This window comes from Priestia sp. FSL W8-0524 (genome assembly GCF_038005965.1).
In the GTDB taxonomy this organism is placed as follows: domain Bacteria; phylum Bacillota; class Bacilli; order Bacillales; family Bacillaceae_H; genus Priestia; species Priestia zanthoxyli.
Genome location: NZ_JBBOUG010000001.1, coordinates 3,590,711 through 3,611,237 on the forward strand (window position 1 = coordinate 3,590,711; position 20,527 = coordinate 3,611,237).

Genomic DNA, 20,527 nt, shown 5'->3' on the forward strand with positions numbered 1-20,527 from the left:
CGCCGAGCCTTATTCATAAATACTAATCTCTTGATTTGCCTGCTTTTGTGCTTTTTTCAAAGCTGTTTCTAAATCACTTTGTCCCAAAAAGGCGCTTAAAAACTGGTTATTAAAGTTATTCATGATAATAGGCAAATACGGACCATCTTGCCAGACAGTTGCATAAGCAGCTCCTTTTACTAATGGACCTCGTTTTTCGTCTTCAGCAAAACCAAGCTTATCCGCTACGGATTTTCTTGTTGGCAATGCATAACCCTTGCTTGTCCAAGTTTCCATTCCTTCTTTCCCGGTTAAGTACTGAATGAGCTCCCAAGACGCTTTTTTCTTTTTTGAGTCAGCATTCATTACATACGCGACCGTAAATGCCATCGTATTTTTGTGACCGTTTATTGTCGGAACTTCCGCTGTACCGTAATCAAGTTTTGGGAAGGACTCCTGTAAAAATGGAATCATCCAATTCCCTTCAATCACCATAGCTACTTTTTGTTGTGCAAACATGTCCGTACCTGAATTTGCGCCTACATCAGAGGGCTGTACAGACGTTTTATCTTTTAAATGCTGATCGATGAGCGGCTGAAGAGAATCCACGACTTCTTTCGTAGCAAAGTTTGCCTTATTGTTCTTTACAACGTCTCCTCCGTTTGCCTGCGCCATGTAGAAGATACGCGCTAATTCCGGCGTGACACCAAACGCTTGAATCCCTTTCTTTTTAAATACCTTTGACACTTCTTCAAATTCATCCCATGTTTTTGGTACTTCTACTCCCGCTTCTTTAAATAGCTTTTTGTTATAAAATAAGCCTAATGTGGAGTAATCTTTTGGAAAACCATAAGTCTCTCCATTTTTTTGAAACGCTTTCAATAATGGTTTCTCAAAATCCTGAACATCAAAATCAGATTTTACATAAGAATTTAAAGGTTCTAAAACCCCTGTATTAATAAGACCCGGCGCTTCAAGTGCATCAAGATAAAAAACATCTGGACCATTTCCACCTATTAAACGCGTTTTTAGAATATCCATGTATTGATCAGTGATTACTTCATGCTTCACATGAATTGATGGATGAAGTTTTTCAAAGTCTTGAATAGTTTGATTAAGCAGCTTCGTCTCTGTTGGGTTGCCTCCCCAGCCGGCTAATACAATTTCGACTTGACCATTTTCCCCGGAAACTTCTTGTACATTTGAACATCCAGTTAAAGCTGCTCCAGCCACTGCCAGAACCAAACTTAAAGCGAGTATCCACTTCTTCATTAGCTGTCTCCTTTCATTTCATTGACCTGCGGCTTATTAATTGACGCTTAATAAGCCGCGGTCGAAGTAACATTAACCTACATAATTTCTTACCTTACATTGAGATAGAAGCTCGTATTTTGTCGTATTTTCTTTCACGTAAATAATAGTTTCGCTTTCTTCTTTTTTAACCGTTAATGAAAGTTTCCCACTGCCAATCACAAGGTTTTCTACAGAGATTTCATTCATATCGTCTATGAGCAAAGGATTTATCTGTATAGTACCTGCTGTACTATCAGGAAACAGTCTTAGCATCGCCTGTACGAAAGCTAAAGGCGTGCCGGCTGCCCAAGCTTGAGGTGAGCAGGCAACGGGATATTTGACAGGCTTGCCAAGGTTACTTGAATAGCCGCAGAATAACTCTGGAAGGCGGTCGTATTCAAAATGCTCAGCTGCATCAACCAGCCCTTTTATCACTTTATTGACTTCTGTTTGCTTGTTCGCTTTACTCAAACCGAGAACAATTAAACTATTATCGTGCGGCCAAATGCTCCCGTCATGATAACTCATTGGATTATAACCCGCTTCTCCTTCTGCCATTGTACGAATTCCATATCCCGAAAACATAGATTCTGATACTAGCCTTTCCGCTACTTTGTTCAGCTTCTCCTCATCCATCATCTCGGCTAAAAGTACATGACCTGGATTTGACGTAATCGTTCCTACTTGATGTTTATGTTCATCAAGTGCAATGGCATAGAATGACACGTCTTCCATCCAAAAGGCTTCATTGAACTTTTTACGCAGCAGCTCAGCTTCTTCACGTAAACTATTTGCTTCATTTGTTTTGTTTAACTGATCATATAAAGAAGCAATACCTATTTTCGCTTGATATACGTAGCCTTGTACTTCCACTAAAGCAATAGGAGTTTTTGCATATTCACCGCTGCGATGGACAACAGAATCCCCTGAGTCTTTCCATCCTTGGTTAGCAATTCCTTTACTTGATTCTTGATGGTATTCAAGAAATAAATCACCGTCTCGATCTCCATATTCATTGATCCATGTCAAAGCTCCATCGACAGTCATTTGCATTTCTTTTACAAACTCGAAGTCTCCCGTCCACTTCACATATTCCGTTAACAAAATTAAAAATAATGGTGTCGCGTCAACTGTTCCGTAATATGGAGTAAAAGGTATTTGATTTGTGTTGGCTAGTTCTCCGTAACGTATTTCATGCATAATTTTACCCGGCTGTTCATCACGCCATGGATCATTTGCCGTTCCTTGATATGCTGCCATAGTACGTAGCGTTCCTTTTGCTACTTCCGGATTAAAAGCCAGCATTTGAAGCGCTGCAATTAGACTATCCCTTCCAAATGGCACACCAAACCAAGGCAATCCAGCTACAGGAAAAGCACCGAATCCTACATCCGTTAGCAGTACGCGCAGGTCGTTAAGTCCTCTTGTAATAAGGCGCTGCATTGTCGGATGATCGGTTGTCACTTTTGTAGAAGATTTTTCCCACTTTTTATATGACTGCGTTAGTAAACTAAATGCTTCACCAGCTGATAAAATATTTTCATTGATGTCTTCGCCCATTTGCGGCTGAACCATTAATGTAATTTCTTCTTCTTCCTGATGGTTCAGTTCGAAAGAAAACATAACCTCTCCTTGTTCATACACGTGTGAGGCTTTTTTATCCCAAGAAATCCGTGTCGAACGCTTGATATCATCTGATCCTTCGTATGTATATATTAAACTGCTTTCCCCTTTTATTTGCCCTGTTCGTTTTCCGACATTTCCAGTTTGAAAACCTCTTACGATAAACATATCATTAAAATCGACATCTGCTTGGATACTTAATGTAAAAGCAATTTTTTTCGGAAAATAACTTTTCAATTTTATTTTTTCATAGAAAATACCCTCATATATAAAGCGCTTTCTTTCTATTTCTACAGACTCTCGCCACAGCGATAGTTCTCCTTCTTTTTCCATATGCGGATTAGTAAGAAGAATTGTGGCTAACAGGTTTTCGTCGGCACTTGAGGACAATAACACAGGATCTGTACCGTTAATTTTCAAATGAAATTTGCTCAAAAAACGCGTATCTTTCATATATAGCCCTAAACCATACTGATGGTTTTCAGTGATATTTCCTGCTTGATCTGTTAGTAAAAATAAGTCATTTTCTTTAATCACACGGTAATCCATTTCCATCCCCCTAAATTTCACCGAAACGTTTTGGAAAAACGAAACACAAAACCGAAACGTTTCGGTTTTTACATTATATAAAAACCACTAGCCGTGGTTTTTAGCTGTTGATTCTCGAATAATCAGCTGTGTATCAAGATAACGCTTCATATTTGTTTCTTTTCCTTCTAGCATCTCAATTAGTAAATCTGCAGCTTCATAGCCAATCTGATATACTTCCTGCCCTACAGTCGTCAAATTTGGAGACGAGTAAGAAGCAAGAACAATATTATCATATCCGACAATCGAAACGTCTTTTGGTACATCAAGGCCAAGTTCTTTGCATGCTTTTAATGCTCCCAGTGCCATTAAATCACTTGCACAAAAAATAGCGGTGAGCTCTTCATACTTATTTAAAAGCTCACTGGCAGCTTTCTCTGCTTTCTTTTCTTCAAACTTTCCGCTTACAACCCATTCAGAACGAAACGACAAACCGCATTCTTTGAGGGCTTGTCTGTATCCATTGAGACGTTCTTGGCTGACAAATGCGTCTTCATGTCCGTTAATCATCCCAATATGCTGATGGCCAAGACTCGCTAAATGTTCAACCGCTTTTTTAGCTCCCAAGGCATTATCGGTGGTGACATAGCCTACTGAACTAGAATGGACGGGAATATCAACTAAAACACAAGGAATATCGCTTTCTACTACTTCTTTTAAATAAGGATCTTCTTTTTTGATGCCCTGAATAATTGCCCCGTCCACTCTTCGCTCTCGACAAAGCTGAGTATACGTTTTTTCTCGCTGCATCATCGTGTTCGTATTAAATAAAATCAAGTCATACCCCAAAGTAGATGCACGCTCATTTACACCGCACAATACTTCAAACGTGAAATTATCTTTTACGCTCTCTCTGCTGATGCCTGAAACTAGTAGTCCAATTGTCTTTGACTTTTGCATAACCAATCCTCGAGCTAACGTATTGGGGCTATAGTCCAGCTCTCTTGCTACGGCTGCAATCTTTTGCCGTGTTTTTTCATTTACATCTGAATAACCATTTAAAGCCCGAGACACCGTTGTTACAGATACGCCGGCAACTCGCGCTATATCTTTAATCGTTGTCAATCAAAATTCCTCCAAAACGTTTCGGATAACTTTAAATAGATTGTAACGCTTTCATTTCTTAAATTCAATACTTTTTTAATAATCAGTTTACTTTTATCTATTTTTAAAATTTTTGCATATAAAAAGAGCAGCCCTAAAGCTGCTCTTTACTCACAAAGGGGAAATTGAAGTGAAAAGCACGTTTCTTTTCCTTTTACGCTAGACACACTTACTTTTCCCTTCATATAATGAATAATACTGAAAGATACCATCGTTCCAAGCCCCGTACCTTTTTCTTTTGTTGTAAAATACGGTTCGCCTAACCGGTTGATTTGTTCTTGCGTCATACCGCAGCCTGTATCCATAATATCAACGATCACAACTCCGCCTTCTTTTCCTACTTTAATAGTTAACGTGCCTCCGTTTTGCATGGCTTCAATACTATTTTTAAATAAGTTGATTAGACACTGCTGAAGCTTTCTTCTTTCTCCCATTACGAAGAACTTCACTTCTTCATCGAATGTAAAATCAATCGCGACTCCGTTCATATTGGCAAGAGGCGTCATAATATGGGTGACGTGATGAATTTCTTCTGACATATTCATTTTTTCATTTCGTTCTGGAGCGGAATTGGCAAATAGCAAGTAATCATCAATGATTTCTTTTGCGCGGTCTAGTTCATTAATAGCAATCGAAATGTAGCGTTTTTTAGCAGGTTCTTTTTCATCTTCTTGCAGCATTTGCATAAATCCTCTGCTTGCAGTTAGAGGATTTCGCACCTCATGAGAGATGCTGGCAGCTAAATGACTGACAATTTCTAGCTTTTCTGCTTTCATTAGGCGCTGCAGCACTAATAAATTTGCCCGTATCGCTTCCCACAGTATGGTAATCACAAACATGCCTGCCACATCTAAAACAGCGAACTGAACCCACACGCTAATAGGAATGCTTGTTACGTGTAAGACAAAAATAGATACAAGCATAGCTAATAAAGAACCAATTACACTAAGACAGGTGCTCACGATAATTCTATTTTTTAATGAGAAATGTAAAAAGTATTTTGTTATGAAAAATAAAGGAATGGATAAAATCGGAAGAGCAATTAATGTTGATAAAAACCCTACATCGTACCCGCCAATTAGCAAGCGCAGCAGTAAAATAAAGACGAAAAGCAAGCTTCCTAGCGGCCAGCCTCCATATAACGTTCCTAAAATATAAGGAATTCTTCGTAAATCCATTCGATAGTCATCCGGGACATAAGCTCCGTTAACCGGAAACAAAAGGCAAAAGGTAATAGCTAAAATCGGAAATACCGCGATATAGTGATCTTTCCACCAATGAACTTTTTTAGCATACTTGATCAAATAAAACATCTGCACTAAAAACAGCGCCAATAAAATAAATAAAAAATTAATTAACAAATCTTTCGTAACAAAACTCATGCATTCACCGGTCTTTCAAATGAGATAAAAATAAACTCTTTTATTGCATTTACATTTGTAACACAAATTAGAGCGTAATCATAGATAAATAAACGTATTCTATTTACTTTTTTATAACTTCCTATGACTTTATCGTCCGTTCCCTAAAATAGTGAAGACTAAGAAAACCTTTTCAACTTCACTAAAAATATTCAGAATTTTATTTACATATGAGTTACAATGCTCTATAATCAGATCAATGTACTTGGTTTTGAGAGTAGGAGGACAAAATATGGAACTATCAATTACCTTAATGGGATTATTCGTTGGAACCCTTGTAGGCTTAACGGGGGTTGGAGGTGCCGCTTTATTAACACCTTTACTGATTGTACTCGGCATTAACCCTTCCATTGCCGTAGGAACAGATCTTGTCTACAATTCTATCACAAAATTATTCGGAGTCGCTCAGCACTACAAACAGCGAACCATTAACTTTAAATTAGCAAAATATTTAGCTTTCGGAAGTATTCCGAGCGCTGTGCTGGCTATTGTCACACTTCATGCATTCCCATCTTTTCACGAGCATCAAGAAACGATTATTAAGCACGCTCTCGGGTACGTCATGACGCTGGTTGCCATCTCAATTATCTTTCGCGTCTTTTTTGATAAATTAATTCGCCCAAATCGGTTTCAGGAAATGGACTTAAATCAGAAAAAAGGATTAACAATCGGAATTGGCGTAGTCTTTGGGTTCATTGTCGGACTAACATCGATTGGTTCTGGCTCATTATTTGCCATTGCAATGCTGTACTTATTTAAGTTAAAAACATCTGAGCTGGTTGGTACTGATATTGCACATGCGTTTCTTCTCGTTACGGTGGCTGGTATTTTAAATGCAAGCTTTGGAAGCGTTGATTATATGTTGACTGCTAACCTATTAACTGGATCTATTCCGGGTGTGTTACTCGGAAGCCGTTTATCAACGAAAGTGCCTTCAAGACCGCTTCAAGCCATTATGGCGACCATCATTTTAATTAGCGGAATTAAACTAATTTAATAAATAAAAAGCACATGCCTTTGCATGTGCTTTTTATTAGTTTTTTTAAAGATCTACATTAAAAATAATAATGTTTGAAACCACTCCCTTCCCTTCTTATACACTTCAACTAATATTTTTATTGAATTTTAGTCAAAGAGACCAATGACACCTCAAACAAACTTACGTTAAAATGTAAAAAAACATAACATCTATTGTAACATCAAAAAAATTGTACGACGAAGGGAGAACACATGACACAAACAGCGGCAAAAAGTAAGCAAAAACCTTTTTATAAAGGTCTTTTCTTTCAAATTATGATGGCAATTGTACTTGGCGTAGCCGTAGGATATCTATGGCCAAGCTTTGGAAATGCTGTGAAACCGATTGGAGACGGTTTTATTAAGCTCATCAAAATGCTGATTGCTCCTCTTATCTTTGGGGTAGTCGTTGTCGGAATTGCCAAGGTTGGAAACATTAAAACAGTTGGGCGTATCGGTGGAAAAACCATTCTTTACTTCGAAATTGTCACAACATTCGCTCTACTTATCGGTCTATTAGTAGCAAACGTAATGAACCCCGGGGCCGGTATGAATGTTGACCCTTCAAGCTTAAGCACAACTGAAGTGGACGCGAAGACAAACGGCTCCGAACTTCCGAGCGAAGGTGATTTTTTTCTTAATATGATTCCAGACAGTGCAGTTGGTGCTTTTTCAAACAACTCCATGCTTCAAGTGCTTTTAATTTCGTGTTTGTTCGGAATCGCTCTTGTCCATATAGGTGGAAAAACAGCGGAGACCCTTCTACACGTATTAGAAAAAGTAAATGATGTGTTATTTAAAATTATGGGATACATCATGAAGTTAACGGCTCTTGCCACGTTTAGCGCCATGGCATTTGCAGTCAGTCAGTACGGTCTTGGAACACTTGCTGCATTTGGAAAGCTATTTATCGCTATGACAATTGCTTGTCTAGCATTTGTTCTTGTTTTAGCTGTTATTTTACGAACCTATTTAAAATTAAGCTTGTGGAAAGTTATTCTATATATACGAGAAGAAATTATGCTGGCATTTGCTACGGGTTCTACTGAAGCCGTTATGCCGCAGCTCATGGATAAATTTGAACAAGCAGGATGCAACAAAGCAGTCGTTGGCCTTGTTGTGCCTACGGGCTATTCGTTTAATCTAGACGGTGCTTCTATCTACCTGTCTCTTGCTCTCGTCTTTTTAGCACAAGCAACGGGCGTGGACTTGAGCCTCACTGATCAGCTTTTAATGCTTGGTGTTCTTCTTCTTACGTCTAAAGGAATGGCTGGCATTCCAGGATCAGCTTTTGTTGCTCTTTCTGCTACCGCAGCAGCAACCGGATCCATTCCGGTAGCTGCCGTTGCTCTGATGCTTGCTCCTGATCGCTTTATGGGTAATTACCGGACCACAGTTAATATTATTGGTTATGCGGTAGCTGCTTTTATTATCGCACGATGGGAAAATTTATTAGACCTACAAAAAGCCAATGATGTGCTGGACGGAAAAATTACGTATCAGCCCAAAAATGCTGAAATTTCTCTCCCTGAGAGTATTCCAGCAGCCAATGAAAAAGCATTTTAATAAAAAAAATTCCTGGCCGAGACAAGTCTATTTTACTTGTTTTTCGGGCAGGAATTTAATTGTTACATGAAAGGCCTTTTGCTGAAATTTATTTTCTTCCAGTATTTTATATACCATTTGTTTAATCGTTTCTTGCGTTTTGGCATCAGCTGAAACGGAAGGCTCCATATACACATCCAGCTCTACTCTGTCTTTTGAATAAAGGGAAGAATTCACACCCCTTGATTCATAGCCCGCTTCAGTTAAACCGCTGCTGATTTTATGCCAAATATCCAGTTTGTCCATTTGTTTAATAACAGGCTTTGCTTCTTCGTACACTTGTGCTTGCTGAGTCTTGGAAACTTCTTCTTTTTTAATAAAAACTGCATATCCTGAACCTACTATTAAAAACGTCATGATAGCAAATGCTCGCATTCTTTTCATTCTCTCACCTCATTTAGAGATATAGATTATAAATATGCGAACAATTGCTACAGTATGACGGCTTGTATCTCTACTTCTTTTCTACTATACTCAACAGTCGTTTAGAACCGGCGTGCACTTCTTCTATCATACTGTCAAACAGCTCTTGCACCGTTGGAATACTATCAATCAGTCCAACGACTTGGCCTGCCCATCCATAGCCTTCATCGATTTTATTTTCATAAATATACCGGCAGTTTGCCCCTCCGCTAATGACGTCTTTTAACTCTTCGTATCTCTCTCCTTGCTCCTCACGCTTAATAATGTCAAGAGTATAGTGGGACTTCAATACGCGTCCAGGTGCCCCGAACGAACGTTTAATAACCACAGTATCCGTTTCTTTTGCTTCTATAATAGCTTGTTTATACGCATCATGGGCATCTACACATTCTTTTGTCGCGATAAAACGTGTTCCCATTTCTATCCCTTCAGCGCCTAATGATAACGCTGCCAATAATCCTTGTCCGTTTCCAATCCCTCCGCTTGCCAAGACGGGAATTGACACAGCCGCAGCTACTCGAGGAATTAATACCATTGTGCCTAAATCCTCACGTCCGATATGTCCTCCAGCTTCTTGCCCTACTGCCATGACAGCATCTGCTCCTAGCTTCTCAGCTTTTTGAGCTTGACGTACGTTGGCTACCAGCACGAGCGTTTTAATTCCCGTTCCTTTTAATCTTTCAAAAATAGGTGCGGGATTTGCTCCTGTTATGGAAATAACCGGAACACCTTCTTCTACTGCTGCGTCGAGAAGTTCTTTATAAGAACCTTCTGTTTGACCTCCAACAGCAAAATTAACGCCAAAAGGACGCTCAGTTAAAGAACGTACTTTCTTAATTTCAGCTCGAAGTTTCTCAGGTGTTCGGAGCGTCATAGCTGTAATTTGTCCAAGCCCGCCTGCATTTGAGACAGCAGCCGCAAGTTCTGCGTACGCTAGATACGCAAGACCTCCTTGTACAATTGGATATTGAATTCCTAATAAATCTGTTACCCGTGTTTTCATCTATGTATCCCCTCTCCTTTTATTTTTGTATTTATGAATACTTATTCATAATCATAACAAGAAAATAACGGATTTCCTACGAAAAAATTCCAACATTTCTGTTTGCTTCAACTTTTGACAGGGTACACATTTTGTAATGATTATTAACTGAAGATCAAGGAGGAAGACAAGTATGACAAAAAAGCACCCTGTAAATGAAAAAAGCAAGCAAGAACAGCTCGAGCAGTTTAAAACAGACGATCGAAACCAAGCACTTACAACCAATCAAGGGTTAAAGCTTTCCGAAGATGAATTTTCTTTAAAAGCAGGCGAACGTGGTCCAACCCTTATGGAAGACTTTCATTTCCGTGAAAAAATGACGCATTTTGACCACGAGCGCATTCCTGAACGCATCGTTCATGCACGCGGCTTCGCTGCTCACGGAGAATTTGAGCTGTATGACTCGCTCAGCGAATATACAAAAGCTAATTTTTTACAGAATCCATCTGTAAAAACACCTGTATTTGTCCGTTTCTCTACTGTAGCAGGTTCTAAAGGTTCAGCTGAAACGGTTCGCGACGCACGTGGTTTTGCAACGAAATTTTATACAGAAGAAGGAAACTATGACTTAGTTGGAAATAACATTCCCGTGTTCTTTATCCAAGATGCGATTAAATTCCCTGATTTAATTCACGCTGTTAAGCCTGAGCCACACAACGAAATGCCGCAGGCGGCTTCAGCACATGATACGTTTTGGGATTTTGTCGCCAATAACCAAGAGTCCGCTCACATGGTCATGTGGTCAATGTCAGACCGCGCAATTCCTCGCAGCTTACGTATGATGGAAGGCTTCGGCGTACATACTTTTCGCTTAGTTAATGCAGAAGGAAAAGCTCATTTTGTCAAATTCCACTGGAAGCCTGTGCTCGGAACGCATTCCCTTGTTTGGGACGAAGCTCAAACCATTTCTGGGAAAGACCCTGATTTTCATCGCCGAGATTTATGGGAGTCAATTGAAAACGGAGACTATCCTGAATATGAGCTAGGGCTTCAAATCATAGCTGAGGAAGATGAATTTAAATTCGACTTTGACATTCTCGATCCAACTAAGCTTTGGCCAGAAGAAGACATTCCCGTCAAATTGGTTGGAAAAATGACCTTAAATCGAAATGTAGACAACGTATTTGCCGAAACGGAACAAGTCGCATTCCATCCGGGGCATGTAGTACCGGGAATTGATTTTTCCAATGATCCTCTCTTACAAGGAAGATTGTTTTCATACACGGATACCCAGCTTATTCGTCTTGGCGGCCCGAATTTCCACGAACTTCCAATCAACCGTCCAGTGTGCCCGTTTCATAACAATCAACGCGACGGTTACGGACGTCAAACGATTAACAAAGGGCCTGTCAGCTATCACAGAAACTCTCTTGCAGCCAATACCCCGGCTCCTGTACCAGAGTCAGAGGGCGGTTATTCTCACTATCAGGAAAAAGTGGAAGGAAGAAAAGTTCGAAGCCGAAGCGAAAGTTTTAAAGACCACTTTTCACAGGCAACGCTATTTTGGAATAGCATGAGCGACCCTGAAAAAGAGCATATTATCAGTGCTTTCAGCTTTGAGCTTGGAAAAGTGAAAAGCAAGTCTGTTCAGCAACAGGTTGTTGATATGTTTGCCAACGTCAGTACAGTGCTAGCTAAACAAGTGGCACAAGCGATTGGTGCAACGCCTCCATCAGGAGAAGACGCGCCAGTGACCAAGTCGTCTCCGGCTCTTAGTCAGGAACAGACGATTAAAAAGCCGAATACGCGTAAAGTAGCTGTCATTGTAGCTAATGACTTTAGCGGTGACCTACCACAAGTGTTAAACAGTTTAAAACAACAGGGCATTCAGCCTGAAATTGTAAGCACAACCCTTCAAAACGTAAAAGGAACAGACGGGTCAGAACTTGAAGTACAGCACACGTTCTTAACAAGTGATTCTGTCTTATTCGATGCGGTTTATGTTGTCGGAAGTTCGTCAGCTGATGAGAAGTTTCGTAAAGAAGCACTGACGTTTGCTCAAGAAGCATTCGAGCATTTTAAACCAATTGGCGCCACAGATGAAGGTGTTAAGTGGCTAAAAGCTGCTGGCTTAGATAGTAGTCCCGGTGTCGTAACTGGAGATTCTACACGTTTTACAGATGAATTTGTTGAAGCTGTGTCAGCTCACCGCCACTGGAATCGTCACGTTATATAAATGACAAAAAAGATAGGGATCTTCCCTATCTTTTTTACATGGAGTCACAGCAATTGAAGAAAAGCCGATTTTTTGCTTATACTAGATAATGCACCTTAGATTTTCAGGAGGCAAAAGGAAGACATGCTCACAAACAAATCATCTTACTTTTTACAATTAACGAAACGATTCAAAAAAGCTGCAACGGCAAATTCAGTTATCCTTGGAATTTTGTTAGCTATTGTGGGAGGTTTTCTTGATGCTTATACGTATATAAGCAGAAACGGAGTATTTGCAAATGCACAAAGTGGAAATATCGTTTTATTAGGTGTAAAGGCAGCACAAGGTCAATGGACAGAAGCTTTTCTTCATATTCCGCCTATTTTAGCCTTTATCCTAGGCGTTGCTGTAACCGAAACATTTAAGCAGCCGCGATTTGTATCTGTACTCCCTGATACTTCTCGTATTGTATTGCTTTTAGAAATTGTCGTACTCATTATCGTTGGTTTTTTACCGTCTAGTGTTCCTAATATGTTGGTTACAGTAACAATTTCATTTGTTGCTGCTCTTCAAGTTTCTTCATTTAGAACTTTGATAAAATGGTCATATAATACAACCATGACAACTGGAAACCTTCGTACTGCTTCTCAAGCAGCATACTATGCTATATTCAAACGCGACGAAAATGCTGCTTATCAGTGCCTTCGTTTTACGGCCATTATCCTCTCTTTTTTAAGTGGTGCATTGTTAGGCTCTATTTCTACTTTCACCCTCGGAACAAAAGCAATTTGGCTAGCTTCTGCTATTCTTTTTCTCGCTTTTGTCATTTTAAATTCAGAATCTCAAAAAAGCCTTTGAAGTCAATGATTTCAAAGGCTTTTTTATTAAACTGATTTTCTAAATGCCATAACATGCAAATCTTTTACCGGATAAAAATCGTTATCAGGAAAACGAACGTAACCTCTTTTAGTGTACAGCTTAATGGCATGTTCCATTGAATGATCTGTATGTAAACCTAAATAAGAACACCCTAGCTCCCGAGATTTTTTTTCACACGCTTCAAGAAGCGCATTGGCGACTCCTTTTCGGCGATGAGATGGAGCAACTGCCAGCAGACGAATTTCAGCCCATGGAAATGGTTTTAATAACCCTCCATATACATCCGTATTCGGCGGATAAAACAAAACGCTTCCTGCCATTTCTCCATCGATTTCAGCTACCATACATTCAAATTTCTTTTCTTCACTCAGGGTATGTAAAATTCCCTTTCGATATCTTTTCCAGTGCGCTTCCGATTTTACAGCTGCATATTGCTCATAAGCAGCAAGCGTTACTGTTTCAATAGATGATGTTTCTTCTTCTCTAGCTTTTCGAACGATCAATTTTTTCTCCTCCATTTACCTTCTTCGTTAATTCTTATTGTCTATGGTGAAGAATGTTTATGCAACACATTTGCATTGCGAAACAGCTTCCTTTGCATATATTTAATCCGTGCATTATGGTTTCTGAAGCAGTCTTTGTGCTGAAACTCTGCTTGTCTTCATATACATATAAAGAGATTCATAGACAAGGATGAGACAGCATGTACAAAAAATTAATTGCAATTGGAATTGGCAGTGTGTTTGTTAGTATTGGAATTAACGTTTTTATTCTTCCGCTTCAGCTTGTAACAGGAGGCATTACGGGAATTAGCTTAATCATTAATTATTTACTTGGCTATAAAGTAGGCGTGATGATTTTTTGCTTAAACTTGCCGATTTACCTTCTCGCTCTAGGTTTTAACCGCTCTTATTTTTTAAATGCTATCTATGGCATGGTTCTCTCAGCGGTGATGATTGATTTGCTGTTTCCGCTTCACGGAATTTTTCACCTTCCCATTATCTTAAGCGCTTGCCTTGGAGGCATTTTTAACGGAATCGGAACTGGCATCATGCTCCGGCAGCACGCAAGTCAAGGCGGGGTCGACTTATTTTCTCTGATACTTGCGAAATGGTTATCGTTAAACCCTGGCATCATCATTTTAGTGATTGACGCATCTATTATTATTTCAGGTATTTTACTGCTTCAAAACGATACAGCTATTTATTCATTATTCATTGTTGTATGCTCTGGTATAGTGACTAGTTTAATTACGTCATTCAAACGCATCATCGTCTATGTATAAAGAAAAAGCCTCGAGACATGCGTCTCGAGGCTTTTCTTTATTTGTCATTTAAGAATTCTTGCAGCGCTTCTTTATTTTTATCTAAATCAATATCAAGCACCATACCAACGCCGCTATACGTTTTGTTTTCAAATGATCCGTCTAAAGGCAGTCGCAGGCTTTGAACGTCTTTCATGTTTCCTGTTACCACATCTTTAGCTAGAAGCATCATGCTTTTTGTATCTAAATTTGTATCGATGTAAGGATCCATTACGCCGAGAAGCTTCGGTATTTTAAACACGCTGTTTAGGCTTGCTACTTCATCTTTGAGCTTTAAAACGACTTCTTGCTGACGCTGAACGCGTCCAAAATCACTCATGTTATCATGGCGAAAACGTACGTAGCCAAGCAGCTGTTCACCGTGTAAAACTTGGGTACCTTTGTGAAGCGTCATACCAATTCCCGAAGACATATCGTGAGGCACGGTTACTTCAATGCCATCAGGCGCAATCGTATCTACAATTTTTGAAAATCCTTCAAAGTCCACAACTGCATAATAGTTAATATCAATATCAAAATTTTGTTTGATCGTTTGACGCAGCAGCTCAGGACCTCCGAACGCGTAAGCAGCATTCAGCTTTTGCTTGCCGTGTCCTGGAATATCCACGTACATATCCCTCATAAGAGAAACAATTTTCGGGTGTTTGCTTTTAGAATCGTAGTGAGCAATTAAAATAGAGTCTGTACGAGAATGCTTTTCCCCGCGCGAGTCACTTCCTAACAGCAGCATATTTACTTCTCCGTTATTCGGGAGACTGCCTTGAAACTGTTCAAATGTCGTGCCGTCATCCGCAAATTTACCATCGCTTGCTATCGATAGCCCTTGCTTATATTGGAAATAGCTGTATATGCCCCCAACGATAATAAAAAGGAACAACAAAGCAAAGAACACTCTGCCCCATCGAACTCTTCTTCTTCTTTTGCGTCTTGTTCGCTCCACGTTTCTGTCACCAGCTTTCTTTTTCAATGAAGTTCTCATAAAACAAGCAAGTAGCTAAGCTTTTAAAAAGCTCCTCTACTTGCTTGTTTGGATTGTATGGTGTGAAAGCTTACATTATTTTTCTGTTTCTTGGTCTTTTCCATACATGTATTTTGATGGATCGACCGGTTTAAAGTCATCTAATTTATTAAATCGTAATAAATCACCGTATAACACTTTATCAGAAAGTTCTAGCTCTCTTCCAACTTTCTTTTTATAAGCTTTCGCTTCATCTGTTGCTGTGATTCTTTCTCCTGTGTTTGTATCGTAATACTTGCCGTCAATTGACGTGTATTTCGGAGAAACATAATCACCGTTTCTAAATGCTACTACCTGATCATGGTCTTTTGATAATAAATCTGTACCGAATTGAACATACTCTTTACTATCAATTCCCACTAGGTGAAGAAGCGTAGGCACTACGTCAATTTCACCGCCGTACGTATGGTTCACTCCACCTTTTACACCTGGTACGTGAAGGAAGAACGGTACGCGTTGAAGCTGAGCGTTTTTATATGGCGTGATTTTCTCGCCAAGAACTTTTTCCATTGCTTTGTTATGATTTTCAGAAATACCGTAGTGGTCACCGTAAATCATAATAACTGAGTTGTCATATAAACCTGAAGCTTTTAGCTCTGTAAAGAATTCTTGCAGTGATTCATCCAAATAACGAGCCGTTTGGAAATAACGGTCTACCGTTCCATCTCCTGTGTTCGCCGGTTCAATGCTAGCATCACCTTTATCAAGAACGAATGGGAAATGGTTTGTTAATGTAATCATATGCGCATAGAACGGCTGCTTCAATGACTGCAGCATTGGCATAGATTCTTTGAAGAATGGCTTATCTTTTAATCCATAGTTTACTTTGTTATCACCAGTCATATTGTAATAACTTGCATCAAAGAATTTATCCACACCGAACTGTTTGTAAATTTCATTACGGTTCCAGAACGTTTTATAATCTCCGTGTAACACAGCACTTGTATAGCCGCCCTCTTGATCTAAGATCGCTGGTGCTGCTTGGTACGTGTTGCGGCCTTTTAAGCTAAATGCTGATCCTTGAGGCAAGCCATATAATGACGTATCCATCATAAGCTCTGCATCAGCTGTTTTACCTTGTCCTGTTTGATGGAAGAAGTTATCAAAATACATAAATTCATTTCCATTTGCTAATGAATTTAAAAACGGCGTTACTTCTTGTCCGTTTAACTTGTAATTAATTAGGAATGACTGAAATGATTCTAGATGAATTTTAATAATATTTTTTCCTTTTGCTTTACCCGCATACTCAATATTCGGAGCTGCATAGTGACTTGTACTGAAGTTTTTCACTGTTGTTAAGTCATCACTGCTTGCGAATGCTCGTTGCTTTGAGTTTTGAAACGTTTGAACTGCATCATACACCGTGTAGTTGTATGCTCCTAAATATTTCACTAGGTAGTTGCGATCAAATGTTCTTGTTAATAATTCAGGGCGATCTTTTTCAGCATAGTGCAAGTTAATTGCAAATGCGACAGCTCCTGCCGCTAACACCATGAACGTATAGCGGAATTTAAGACGTGCTTTTGGCCATTCGATTTTTCTAACAAACAATAGCGCAATCAGTAAAATGATATCTACAAAGTAAAAAATATCGTGAGCTTTTACTAAATCAGCGATACTGCCTCCTAAATGACCCACATTGCTTGTTTGCGTTAAAGTAGGCAATGTCACAAAGTCATTGAAGAATCGATAATATAAAATATTGCTGTACAAAATGACCGTCATGATTGTACTAAGGATAAGCGTCCAAACGATGGCTCTTTTTCCTTTTGCAAACAATGCTAACCCTAAAAAGATCAAAGTTGAACTAATTGGATTAATAAACAATAACGTTTTTTGCATTGAGTCACTTATATCTAAGTTGAACTCCACTTTGTAAGACATGTAAGACTTGATCCACATGAATAAAACCGCTATAAAAAAGTAAAACAACGGCTTTGAAAATAGTTTTTTCATTTTCAAATTCCTTTCACTAAAAAGTAGAGATTTCATGTTCAGCTAACCTCAGGAAAGTCCCCTACATTAAATCGTAACGGTTACGTCCTGCAAAAGATTACCTGAAAATGATTCAATTTGTCAAACAATATCATCTTCATCTCTTTTTTTAGTCATCTACAAAATTTACATTTTAACTTGTAATCTCTTATTTTTCATCGTGATGTTAATATTACACAATTGTTAATTTGTAAATTTTGTTCTCCCTATATTGCATACATATTAATTTACCACATTTCTGCTCTGCAATAAAAGTATTTTTATTTTATTAGGCATAATATTTCACTTGCTGAATGAAAAGGTACTATTGTACTGGACGGTATTCTTGGCTTACTGTTAGGACTAGTAAAAATAGACCTATCTATGCTTATTATCTTCATCAACAGCTATGCGGTCTCCTTGTGCAAAAGGCTGTGAAATCACAAGAAACTCAATCTCCTCACTCGAACGATTCATCATTTGATGAAGAATCGAAGGAAATACTTCTACTCCTTCGTGTGCTTTTACATCGTAAATAACTCCGTCTATTTCTAGAGCAGCTGTTCCTTTTAGTACAAAGAAAAATTGATGTGCTTTCAAGTGATAATGCCTTACCTCTTCCGTATAAGGGGGCATGCGCTCATGAATAATACTTACGTCTTTATTTTTCACTAGGTGCCACCCATCGCATTTTCCTCCCCACACGTAGTGTTCTGCGTTTTGCTTACTAACTTTCATGACTAGCTCCCCTTTTTCTAATAAATGAACACCTGCAGATGAAATAGAAATTCTATGTGATCTTTTTAATCTTGCTATTGGAAATATTTTTTTCAGATGAAGGTTTTGGCTTCAAAGTAAAAAGCATTCCTAAAAAGATCAAAACAATGCCTGCAAGCTGCAAAAGCGTAGGGCGAAATCCCGTGAATGCTGTATCTAATAAAATGGCAACGGCTGGATCTAAAAACACCAGAACCGAAATCACCTGAGTTTTTAAATAGCGCAGGCTGTCGAAAAACAAATAATACACTAAACCAGTATGTACAAAGCCTGTTACTAAAATAGATGTCCAGTTGGCCGTTGTTAGGAAATGAAAATCAGTAAAATGAACAAACGGCAATAATAGAAAAATTCCTAAAAAAGTCTGAAGAAATGTAACAGCATAAGCACTCGTATGAATAATGCCTTTACCAAGCAGCGTCGTGCATGCATAAAACAAAGCGGCTAAAAGCGCCCAGAGTATTCCTGAAGACATGAAGCCGTCAATCGTAAGTTGCTCCACTCCAATAATTAGAAGTGTTCCTCCAAAACAAATGAAGATAGACATCACGCCAAGAACCGTTAATTTCTCCTTAAACATAAAGCTCCCCAGAAGCAATACTAAAACGGGTGCAAGATGATAAATAGAAATAGCAACCGTAACGGACATCATTTCAAATGCTTTAAATAGAAACACCCAGTTAAACACAAGAAATATCCCACACAGTAAAATCTGCTTTATTTCTTTGGCATTCCATTTTTCCCTTTTATATTCACCCGTTACGAACCAGCACATTCCGAGAAAAAGCGTTGCACAAATACAGCGAACGAATACTAAGTCAAAAGAAGGCAGTCCAGTTTGTGTGGAGAAAAAGCCAATTGAACCAAAAATACTCATTGAAATCATCATTTTCACCATTGGCCCTGCTTTCATTCTCTCACCTCACTTTCAGAAAACTATTACTATTCAAACATAAAGAAGCCCATTTGTAAATTAATGGTTCAAAAGCGCTATTCCATGAAAAAGCAAAAAGCGCAAAGACATGGGATCAGTCCCATCGTCTTTGCGCTTTTCTGCCTTTCTTTTAATCTTCAACCGGGAACCAGCCTGGTGTGTTAATAACGGCTTGCCACAGCGGGTCAGGAATCACAAGCTTTTCCTGATCTTTTTTGCTTAATGTTGTCACAATTTCATTTTCACGGCCTTCTTTTACTTTTTGAACCCAGTCTGGATCCATAATTAATTCGCGGCCAATCGCAAGCAGTGGAATGCCCGTTTCAAGAGCGGCTGCTGCTTCGTCTGCTGTATGAATAGAACCTACGCCCATTACAGGTACGCGGCTTCCTACTCGCTCTTGAATAATTTCAATACGTGAACGAGTATCTTCCACGCCTCGGCGCGGTTTTGACCAGAATTCCATTAGCGATACGTGAAGGTAATCAAGGTCTTTTTCTGCTAGTGCATCGACTAACTTCAACGTATCAGCCATTGTAATTCCTGGCGTTTCAGGCTCTTCTGGCGAGAAGCGATAGCCTACTAAAAATGATTCTTTTGCATGCTTAGAAACGGCTTGCTTTACTTCGTCTACGATTGCAAGCGGGAATGTTAAGCGTTTTTCTACGCTGCCGCCCCATTTATCTTCGCGGCGATTAGAATGCGGAGAAAAGAACTGCTGAATTAAATAGTTATTTGCTCCGTGAATTTCAACTCCGTCAAATCCTGCTTCAATGGCACGGCGCGTCATTTCACCAAAATCGTGAATAATGCCTTCAATTTCTTCATTTGTTAACTCTCGAGGTACCGGAGCTCCTTCTTGTTCTGCAGCAACAGCACTTGCGCTAACAACCTCTCCATTTGGAACAAGCTCAGGCGGACACATGCGGCCTCCGTGAAAAATTTGAAGAACTGCTTTTGCTCCTTGATCTTTAATGGCTGTTGCTAATCGACGCAGGCTAGGAATCATTTCATCGCTGTCTGCAGCAAACTCTCCGTGAAATCCTTTTCCGTTCGCCGTTCCGTATGTACATGCTGTAATGACCATGCTAACACCTTTTGAACGTCGTACGTAGTAGTCTACTTCTGCATTTGATACTGTCCCATCTTCATTTGATGAAAAATTTGTCATAGGAGCAAGAATAACGCGGTTATCTAATTTGATGCCATTTGAAAAAGTAAATGGCTGTAAAAGCGGCTCATACTTTTTATTTGTCATTTTATTTCCCTCCAAAAATGATACGGTCAAAAATAGTGGCATATTATAGGTAGAGACTGTTTTCCTTCCTATAATATGTGTCATTTAAAACTGTAACTTTAAAATATACT

At 39.1% G+C, this 20,527-nt stretch carries 17 protein-coding genes; 5 read left to right on the forward strand and 12 right to left on the reverse strand.

Going from position 1 to position 20,527, the window contains the following annotated elements; translation table 11 throughout:
• Nucleotides 1-9 precede the first annotated feature (9 nt).
• The 4 genes from NST66_RS18860 to NST66_RS18875 form a co-directional block, all read right to left on the reverse strand.
• Nucleotides 10-1,251 carry an ABC transporter substrate-binding protein gene (locus NST66_RS18860; RefSeq protein ID WP_049166035.1) on the reverse strand — a complete coding sequence of 414 codons (1,242 nt, stop codon included), beginning with the start codon at nt 1,249-1,251 and terminating at the stop codon, nt 10-12.
• A 72-nt stretch (nt 1,252-1,323) separates the two neighbouring features.
• Nucleotides 1,324-3,444, reverse strand: a complete 2,121-nt coding sequence (locus NST66_RS18865; protein ID WP_034270592.1) for an amylo-alpha-1,6-glucosidase — start codon at nt 3,442-3,444, stop codon at nt 1,324-1,326.
• 87 nt (nt 3,445-3,531) lie between these two features.
• Complete coding sequence (locus tag NST66_RS18870; protein WP_028415038.1) at nt 3,532-4,548, reverse strand: LacI family DNA-binding transcriptional regulator; 1,017 nt, start codon at nt 4,546-4,548, stop codon at nt 3,532-3,534.
• A gap of 146 nt (nt 4,549-4,694) precedes the next feature.
• Nucleotides 4,695-5,969, reverse strand: a complete 1,275-nt coding sequence (locus NST66_RS18875) for an ATP-binding protein (protein ID WP_033579905.1) — start codon at nt 5,967-5,969, stop codon at nt 4,695-4,697.
• 271 nt (nt 5,970-6,240) lie between these two features.
• Here NST66_RS18875 and NST66_RS18880 point away from each other — a divergent pair, with 271 nt between their 5' ends.
• Complete coding sequence (locus tag NST66_RS18880; RefSeq protein WP_028415040.1) at nt 6,241-7,005, forward strand: sulfite exporter TauE/SafE family protein; 765 nt, start codon at nt 6,241-6,243, stop codon at nt 7,003-7,005.
• Between the two features lie 233 nt (nt 7,006-7,238).
• Nucleotides 7,239-8,591, forward strand: coding sequence for a cation:dicarboxylate symporter family transporter (locus NST66_RS18885; protein WP_028415041.1), 1,353 nt, complete (start codon nt 7,239-7,241; stop codon nt 8,589-8,591).
• Between the two features lie 27 nt (nt 8,592-8,618).
• Here NST66_RS18885 and NST66_RS18890 read toward each other — a convergent pair whose 3' ends face one another.
• Both NST66_RS18890 and NST66_RS18895 read right to left on the reverse strand, forming a co-directional pair.
• Nucleotides 8,619-9,014, reverse strand: a complete 396-nt coding sequence (locus NST66_RS18890) for a hypothetical protein (protein WP_033579904.1) — start codon at nt 9,012-9,014, stop codon at nt 8,619-8,621.
• 70 nt (nt 9,015-9,084) lie between these two features.
• Nucleotides 9,085-10,056, reverse strand: coding sequence for an NAD(P)H-dependent flavin oxidoreductase (locus tag NST66_RS18895; protein ID WP_033579903.1), 972 nt, complete (start codon nt 10,054-10,056; stop codon nt 9,085-9,087).
• A gap of 172 nt (nt 10,057-10,228) precedes the next feature.
• Here NST66_RS18895 and NST66_RS18900 point away from each other — a divergent pair, with 172 nt between their 5' ends.
• Nucleotides 10,229-12,271, forward strand: coding sequence for a catalase (locus NST66_RS18900; RefSeq protein WP_034270595.1), 2,043 nt, complete (start codon nt 10,229-10,231; stop codon nt 12,269-12,271).
• Nucleotides 12,272-12,394: 123 nt separating this feature from the next.
• Entirely contained in the window at nt 12,395-13,108 is a 714-nt protein-coding gene (locus tag NST66_RS18905; protein WP_034270598.1) for a YoaK family protein, read from the forward strand.
• A 26-nt stretch (nt 13,109-13,134) separates the two neighbouring features.
• Here the strand turns inward: NST66_RS18905 and NST66_RS18910 are convergent, their stop codons facing one another.
• The gene (locus tag NST66_RS18910) at nt 13,135-13,632 is read right to left on the reverse strand and encodes a GNAT family N-acetyltransferase (RefSeq protein ID WP_028415046.1); all 498 of its coding nucleotides are present in this window, start codon (nt 13,630-13,632) and stop codon (nt 13,135-13,137) included.
• A 200-nt stretch (nt 13,633-13,832) separates the two neighbouring features.
• Here NST66_RS18910 and NST66_RS18915 point away from each other — a divergent pair, with 200 nt between their 5' ends.
• Complete coding sequence (locus NST66_RS18915) at nt 13,833-14,414, forward strand: YitT family protein (RefSeq protein WP_033579900.1); 582 nt, start codon at nt 13,833-13,835, stop codon at nt 14,412-14,414.
• A 37-nt stretch (nt 14,415-14,451) separates the two neighbouring features.
• Here the strand turns inward: NST66_RS18915 and NST66_RS18920 are convergent, their stop codons facing one another.
• The 5 genes from NST66_RS18920 to NST66_RS18940 form a co-directional block, all read right to left on the reverse strand.
• Nucleotides 14,452-15,420, reverse strand: a complete 969-nt coding sequence (locus tag NST66_RS18920; RefSeq protein ID WP_028415047.1) for an LCP family protein — start codon at nt 15,418-15,420, stop codon at nt 14,452-14,454.
• Nucleotides 15,421-15,507: 87 nt separating this feature from the next.
• Complete coding sequence (locus tag NST66_RS18925; RefSeq protein WP_028415048.1) at nt 15,508-17,430, reverse strand: LTA synthase family protein; 1,923 nt, start codon at nt 17,428-17,430, stop codon at nt 15,508-15,510.
• A gap of 396 nt (nt 17,431-17,826) precedes the next feature.
• On the reverse strand, nt 17,827-18,186 hold the full coding sequence (locus NST66_RS18930; protein ID WP_049166039.1) for a cupin domain-containing protein: 360 nt from the start codon (nt 18,184-18,186) through the stop codon (nt 17,827-17,829).
• 52 nt (nt 18,187-18,238) lie between these two features.
• Entirely contained in the window at nt 18,239-19,138 is a 900-nt protein-coding gene (locus NST66_RS18935) for a DMT family transporter (RefSeq protein ID WP_047749974.1), read from the reverse strand.
• Between the two features lie 151 nt (nt 19,139-19,289).
• A complete protein-coding gene (locus NST66_RS18940; RefSeq protein ID WP_033579898.1) occupies nt 19,290-20,417 on the reverse strand; it encodes an NADH-dependent flavin oxidoreductase in 1,128 nt (375 codons plus the stop codon).
• Nucleotides 20,418-20,527: the final 110 nt, after the last annotated feature.